Below are 7,399 nucleotides of genomic sequence, written 5' to 3'. Positions count from 1 at the left end.
CGCGCATTGCGTGACGTTTTTCAATTCATAACAAAGGCAAAAAGATCATCAGACCTAAACTTTGATAGTGCCTGTATGACTCAATAAGCGTCAAGCCATCTTTTATGCCAGTTTTAGAATAACGAACAAAAAAAAGCCGGCTAAAAGTTTAACCGGCTTTTCATTTCTGTATCGGATCGTGTTATCAGCTAGGGACAACGTTTTCCGCTTGTGGACCTTTCTGACCTTGTGTCACTTCCATCGTGACAGATTGGCCTTCTTTCAGAGTTCTGAAACCATCTGATTTAATCGCGCTGTGATGTACAAAAACATCCGGACCATCGGCGCGTTCAATAAAACCGAATCCTTTTGCGTCATTGAACCATTTCACTGTACCTGTAACTTGCTCTGCCATATCAACCTCAATATCTTAAATCTTCTGCTAACTTAACTCCTAAGTCAGCTTACACTACCCCTTAAAAAGGGGTTAATCGCATTGTACGCCCAAAATTTAACAAAAAGTCACATTTATTTTGGAGTTTACAATTTTTTTTTAGGGTTAAAATTAGCTGTAAAAACGGCAAAAAAAACTGTAATTTATTGAAATATATGAATTTATAAGGATTTTATCGTTCTGGTTAACTGGCATTAATGAAAATGTAGATTGGCAAATTTCAAACTGCGTGCACAGTTAAAATGCGCGACTTCCCTCAAATTTCAGCTTAAACCGGTTTGAAATCAGCTGGCGTTTCAGAACCTTCTCCATAGAAAAACTTTTCCAGTTCGGTTTTTAAAAAAGCCTGGGATTTCGGATCTGCAAGAGATAAACGATATTCATTTATCAGCATAGTTTGATGTGCTATCCACATTTGCCAGGCTTCTTTAGAGACGGTCTCATAGATTTTTTTGCCCAGATCGCCGGGATAAGGTGGAAAGTCGAGTGCTTCTGCTTCTTTGTTGAGTTTTACACAATGCACGGTACGTGTCATAGCATCCTCTCGGTTGATGATAAGAATTCAATTAATTGTTTAACCGGGGCGGGTAAGCCCAGTGTTAACGCCTTGTCTATTTTAACCCAGATATGCTGATTATTCTCAGCAACTATATTAATGGGATCTGCAGTGAAAATATGGGGGTGGATCGTTAATTTGAAATGACTGAAAACATGCTTGATTTCAGGCATTGATGATTGAAAGACAGCATTTTTTACCGGCAGAATGTTATCTGCTACTTGAGCCGCGGCTTCAGGAAAGCTCCACAAACCACCCCAGATGCCACTTTGTGGACGTTGTTCCAGTAATATGTGGTTATCCTGATGAATGTATATATACCAATTAGTTTGACGTACAGGTTGCTGCTTTTTGGTTTTACGGACTGGGAATAATGTGGGGTCACCGGAAGCGTAGGCCTGGCAATCGGTTATTAGTGGACATCTTTGGCAGTCCGGGCGACTGCGAGTACACAGGGTTGCGCCTAAATCCATTTGTGCCTGAATGTAATTAGCAATTCGCGTTGAGGGTAATAACTCTTCTGCGCGTTGCCACATGGCTGTTTCAGCGTGTTTTTCTCCTGGCCAGATGTTGCTCGCATCATATCGTGCCAGTACCCGTTTTACATTACCGTCAAGAATCGGGAAACGCTGATGAAAAGCAAGTGCCATAATAGCCCCTGCTGTAGAACGCCCGATTCCCGGCAAATGTAACAATGACTGAAAATCCTCAGGCACCTGAGAATTATGCTGTTGTTGCATCTGAATGGCGGCTTTATGCAGGTTACGACCACGAGCATAATAACCCAGTCCTGACCAGAGACTCAGAACGTCATCGACATGTGCGTCAGCCAGGGCATCAATATGCGGGAATTTCTCAATAAAACGCTGATAATAGGGGATGACCGTAGCAACCTGAGTCTGCTGCAACATCACTTCCGAAAGCCAGATATGATAAGCCGAGGCATTTTGCTGCCACGGTAAATCCTTACGACCATGTTGGTCATACCACGCTAATAAACGGTCACTGAAAGTGCTTGAAGTCAAAATAGAATCAGGCCGTGTTCCGGAATGAGCACGGCCTTTAGTTTGTCATTGATTAGAATAAACCCTTGAGTTTTTCTTTCAGCAGGTCTTCTGTTGATGGTGAAGATTCCTTTTCAGGCGCTTCTTCGGATGTTTTTTCTTCTGTTGCTGATTCTTCAACGGGCTCTGAAGAGGCGTCAGATTTAGATTCAATACCGAGCTTACCACCAAGCAAACCGCCAAGCCCGTCGCCCAGCTTTTCCTTAAGTTTTTCTTCGGCTTTGGCTTTTACTTCACCAGTGGCCTGGTCTTTGATAACCGAGGCCATATCAACTTTTGGTCTTGGATTGTCAAAACTACCCGTAATTTTTACCGGAATGGTCAGACCTTTAAGATCTTCCAGTGTTTTGCCCCCCTGGCCTTCAGCAGTTCCCACGATCGAAACGCGAACCGCATAATCAATGACCTCTCTTGGAATATCAATATCGCCCGCACCAGTGACGCGTAACAATGGCGACATCAATTCAAGATCCTGATTATTAACAATACCTTGCTTTGCTGTAAATGTGCCTTTTAGACTGCTGAAATCAGTTTGTACCGGTTCATTAGACTCAGCAGCTTTCTGACCGGAAAGCAGTGCTTTAGCCTGACGAATGGCTTCAGCAATATTAATGCCTTTCAATGCGCCATCAGTAAAGGAAAATGCGCCGTTGCCATCCAGGCTTTGTTTAATGGCATCAACATCCTTACCACTGCCATTAAGCTTTACACTGGCATTGGCGGTTCCAGAAATACGATCATTACCGGTCAGATCTTTTAATAAAGGCCCAGCCTGCACACCTTGCAGGTTTTCATCTACAGCCAGTTTCAGGCTGTCTGCACGGGCATCCAGGCTGACATTACCCTGATACTTTCCCATATAGAGATCTGCCGCTAAAGGACTGAGTTTAATCAACCCGTCTTTGGCATCAATCGTAATGAGTATATTTTCGCTACTGATACCGCTGGCTTTAAGTTTGCCGATTTTGAAGCTGCCTTTGGCATTGATATCCCGCAATGTCTCTAATGGTAATTCACTTGCACCACCTGTGGCGGCAGTGGATGGTGTAGCAACTTCTTTGGCTGTATTTTCTTTGTCTTCTTTAGCCGGTGGTAAGTAGCGATCGGCATCAATCTGATCCAATGTCAGGTTAAATGTATAGGCCGGCTTTTCAAAATTACTGATACCAAATTGACCAGCAAATTGGCTTTGGTCAAGTGTCAGTTGTAAATCTTTGGCATTAATGGAATTTTTACTGCCGCTGATTTCACTGCTCAACTGAACCAGTTCCAGTGTGGTGTTATCTGCCATTTCCGGTAATTCAATTTTTAAATCGTTAGCTAATTTACGTAAATTGAACGGTTTGACCTGTACATTGCCATTAAAAGCCAGATCATCCGACAAAATCCTGTCGCCTTGCAACCGGCCACTCATTGTCAGATCGGCTAGTTTTATAACGAGGTCATTGGCTTGAAAGGTTTCATCTGCCAGATTGGCAATAATATTGCTGTTTACTTCCAGTTTGGCTTTGCCGCCTGGCAGTTTTTCATCTTCGATGTCTGCAGTGATCGCCAGATTAGTAATGCGATGCTGCTGGCTGCCCAGATTGGCTTCGATTAATCCATTAACACTGGCATTGATTTTTTGATCTGAACCGGTCGCCTGTAAATCCAATTTCAAATTATTGATTGTTACCAGTTCACTGGCCATATTTGCGTTAATATCGGCTTGAAGATCCAGATTAGCCTGTTGTAACGGCATAGCAGAGCTATTGGCTACCGTGTTGAATTTGAGTGATTCCAATGCATATATCTGGTTTTCTAAATCAACGATGACCTTGCTGTCGAGTTTGATATGGGCCTTGACTTCAGGCTTACTGCTGATAAGGTCAAACGATGTTGTTAAAGCGGTTGGTTGTCCGGGAACCAGAGGATCAGTATCAAGATTGAGATTACGCAGTTGAAAATTTTCATCTTTACTGGCGTCTGACCACAATACATTGGCATTAGTCAATTTAACCCCTGCGATACTGATTGCAGCCAGTCCACCCGAAGGTTCAGTTGAAGGACTTTCAGAAGTAGTGGCGGTCGCATCATCTGAGATCTCATCCGCCTTTGTCAGATCATCCCAGTTGGTCACACCTTGTTCATTTGTTTCCAGATTCAATAACAAACCATCCAGAACAATTGTGTCCATTTCCAGTTGCTTTTTCAATAAAGGCATCAGTTTAATACGAATTTCAGCCGCCTGGACGCTGGCGAATGATTCAGCCTTAAAGCCACTGGCATTACTAAGAGATAAAGGACCAAGCTCCAGTGCTATCCAGGGGAAGACAGATAAGCCTATATCTCCCTGTAAGGTCAATTTACGACCTGTGGCTTTTTCAACCTGTGCCGCAATTTCGTCTTTATAGTCATTAGGATCAATGATAAACGGAAGTGCTGCGAGAGCAGCGATAGCGATGATGATGATTGCGATAATCAGTTTGATAAAGGTGCGCATGCTTTGATCCTGTACTTAGATGGGTGTATTACAATGATGATAAGCCATTTGACGACGTTTATGAACCGGCTTTAATGATATAGGTGAAGCGTTCATAATCCAGTGTGGCCGAATAAACATCCTTGGTTTCCACGTTGAGAGGATCACCTTTGGCATTAAATACAGTTAACTGCCGTTTAGGGCTAAAGACACCTTTCTGGGTTATAAGTGCTGGAATTTGAGTATTTAATTGTAATGCAGGATATACAAGATTTCCGGACTTAGGCTGACAGGTCGCAATTTCCGGCGTACCGTCGATTAAGCTGAGACCAGCCTGGGCATTATTCTGCCAATCATTGCAAAACCAGCAAATGGTGGCCAGTTGCAGTGAGTTTTGCATTTTAAGCAAAACCAGTTCGTTTACATCAATATTATCGTTGCATTCGGTAATCAGCAGTAAGCTGCCATGTTCAGAGTTATTTAATACCATCGTTTTCATACTGGGTGAGGCTGCCCCATTCAGAAAGTTAACAATGGCTGCATACCCGTGAACCAGTTCAACAGAACCAGATTCGATTAACTGTTTTCTGGGAGACTGTCGTTGATAACTGGCTGCCAGTTGGGGCATAACCTGTCGAATCAGCAGTAAATCCAACCTGTTTTCCTGCTTATTTATTGGTATAAGTTTTTGCCCGAGAATGGTTAACACGTCCTGAGTCTGTAACATGCGGTTATCAGGTATCTGACGTATTAGTTGTGGTGTTTTTGACATGGCCTTCGGGGCTTGATCTGTCTCTGCTTCAATACAGAAAAAGCCGGTTAATAAAAAGGCATTCTCCAGAACTTGCTGTTGTGGCGGAATATCAGTAATCAAAACTTTATTAACCACTTCTGAAAGCATTGAATACAGGCGTATGACAGAATGTTTCGACAGGCTGTAGGGGTCGGCAATAACCGTTAACGCAATGAGCTTATATATATGTGCAAAGCTATCACTGCTGACCAGCGGCGATATTTCAGGTTTAAGATCCAGAGCTTTGGCTTTCTCAAGGTAAATTAACAGTTGATTTAACTGTAACCAGCAATCTTTCGCCGCGGTTCGATAATGAACAGTGGCATGCAAAATTTGTAAGGCAATTAGCTCACTGCCGCGGTTTAAACAAAACAGAAATCGGGTCTGATCGGCCGGACGTTCACCACGTTGATAGTGTTTGTCCGCCAAAGTGAAATATAACTCGGCCAGACAACGCAAAGTTTGGCTAAAGTTAAACAGGTTTTTTGGTGTGGGTCTTTTCAGGCTGGACTCGGCAGCAATAATTTTACTGTCACGGCTTAATAAAAGTCGTTTAAGCTCGAGGTAATAAACATCGAGCAGGTTAATCTGCCGGCTTTCGGAAATATGCTGTTGTTTAATGGATTGTAAGTTGGCCAGCAGGATGGACAGTCGTTGCGGCAGATCATCTGTAAGCTGAGATAACCAGGTTTTCAACAGGACAGGATCGGTAATGATATCTCCGCGTTGCTCACTGCTCACCACCGAGGTCAGTAAATGCAGTTTAGGAAGATCTGCTGCAGGCTTCGCCTGTGTTCCCAGCAATTTGGTGCCCAGCCACATGCTGAATAATCGGGGATTGATTACTTTGGCAGGGGATTGCAGAAAATGAAAACCTTTAGCTGATAATTTAGTTGATTGGGCAAAATGTCTTTCAGCAAAAGCGAAGACAGAAAATAAATTACTACTGGTTAACGGTAATTTTATCTGCAGCAGATTTTTTTCATGATTGATTTTACGCCGGCTACAGTAAATATTAAGCAGGTTGATATCCCGATGTTGCCAGGCTTTTAAACCTTCGGCATTGTCGATATTGTAAAAATATAAAACGGCATGTCCTAATCGGCTGATTTGCCATTGGTAATTCAACGATGAATTGTACTGCGATAATAAGGCCTGCAGCTGTTGATGATCTGCATCTGTGAAGCCGAAGCATCGTATCCGCAGATTAGCCAATTTAACTTTGCTCCGCCTCTGAAGAAGGCTGCAGCTGACGAAGCCGAACCGTTCTGATGGCATTGTCTGCGGTTTGAATGACCTCGATAATATAATCGTTAATACGTAAACTTACCCCGGGATCAGGAATACTTTCCAGATATTCCAAAACCAGACCGTTGATGGTTTTGGGCCCATCCGTTGGCAGGCCCCAATCCAATGTTCGATTCAATTCGCGGATAGTTGCCGAACCATTTATCAGATAACTTCCATCACTCTGAGGATGAATTTCTTTTTCATCATCAATGGTATTGGCGGTAAATTCACCGACAATTTCTCTGAAGATATCCTCCAGTGTGATCAAACCTAATAAGTCACCATATTCATCTACCACCAGACCGGTGCGGCGCAGTTTACGTTGAAACTGAATCAATTGGGTATTGAGAGGCGTGTCTTCTGGAACGAAATAAGCTTCTTTAACAATGCTCTCAAACGTTTGTAGATTCAGGTTGTCCTGAGTCATAAGATTCAGTGCTTTACGAACATGCAAAATGCCAACGATATTATCCATACTGTCACGATAGACGGGCAGTCTGGTATACCCGCAATGGGAAAGTTGTTTAACGATTTCAGCAAATGGCTGATTGATATCGATGCCTTCAATTTCATTACGCGGGACCATTACATCGTTTACCGTAACCTGCTCCAGATCCAGAATACTCATCAACATATCTTTATGGCGGTTTGGAATCATGCTGCCGGCTTCCATTAGAGCCACCCGCAATTCTTCTATGTTAATGGCTGTTGAGGTTGCATCTTCACGAGAAACACCAAACAAGCGCAGCAAACGATTGGTAATAATGCTGGTAAACCACACTAAAGGGTAAAGGATGAACTT

Annotated in this window: 6 protein-coding genes; all 6 read right to left on the bottom strand. The window is 43.0% G+C overall.

What is annotated here, in order from left to right:
• Positions 1–184 precede the first annotated feature (184 nt).
• Complete coding sequence (locus B3O33_RS14345) at positions 185–394, bottom strand: cold-shock protein (protein WP_069295769.1); 210 nt, start codon at positions 392–394, stop codon at positions 185–187.
• Between the two features lie 307 nt (positions 395–701).
• On the bottom strand, positions 702–968 hold the full coding sequence (locus B3O33_RS14340) for an oxidative damage protection protein (protein WP_292361449.1): 267 nt from the start codon (positions 966–968) through the stop codon (positions 702–704).
• Positions 965–2,014 (bottom strand): A/G-specific adenine glycosylase, encoded by a 1,050-nt coding sequence (gene mutY / locus B3O33_RS14335; RefSeq protein ID WP_339612300.1) that lies wholly within the window; start codon positions 2,012–2,014, stop codon positions 965–967. Before mutY ends, B3O33_RS14340 begins: the two co-directional genes overlap by 4 nt.
• Before the next feature lie 52 nt (positions 2,015–2,066).
• Positions 2,067–4,535 (bottom strand): AsmA family protein, encoded by a 2,469-nt coding sequence (locus B3O33_RS14330; RefSeq protein ID WP_292361450.1) that lies wholly within the window; start codon positions 4,533–4,535, stop codon positions 2,067–2,069.
• A 58-nt stretch (positions 4,536–4,593) separates the two neighbouring features.
• A complete protein-coding gene (locus B3O33_RS14325; RefSeq protein ID WP_292363860.1) occupies positions 4,594–6,435 on the bottom strand; it encodes a hypothetical protein in 1,842 nt (613 codons plus the stop codon).
• An 88-nt stretch (positions 6,436–6,523) separates the two neighbouring features.
• On the bottom strand, positions 6,524–7,399 hold an 876-nt coding region (locus B3O33_RS14320), incomplete at its 5' end, for an HlyC/CorC family transporter (protein ID WP_292363859.1).

Origin of the sequence: Methylophaga sp. UBA1464 (genome assembly GCF_002325665.1) — a bacterium.
Classification (GTDB): Bacteria; Pseudomonadota; Gammaproteobacteria; order Nitrosococcales; family Methylophagaceae; genus Methylophaga.
Note: the sequence above shows the minus strand (reverse complement) of the source record. Positions and strands in the feature narration are given on the sequence as shown.

Coding starts and splice junctions, on each gene's coding strand:
- B3O33_RS14330 (WP_292361450.1), bottom strand. CDS start 4,535: ATGCGCACCTTTATCAAACTGATTATCGCAATCATCATCATCGCTATC.
- B3O33_RS14340 (WP_292361449.1), bottom strand. CDS start 968: ATGACACGTACCGTGCATTGTGTAAAACTCAACAAAGAAGCAGAAGCA.
- B3O33_RS14345 (WP_069295769.1), bottom strand. CDS start 394: ATGGCAGAGCAAGTTACAGGTACAGTGAAATGGTTCAATGACGCAAAA.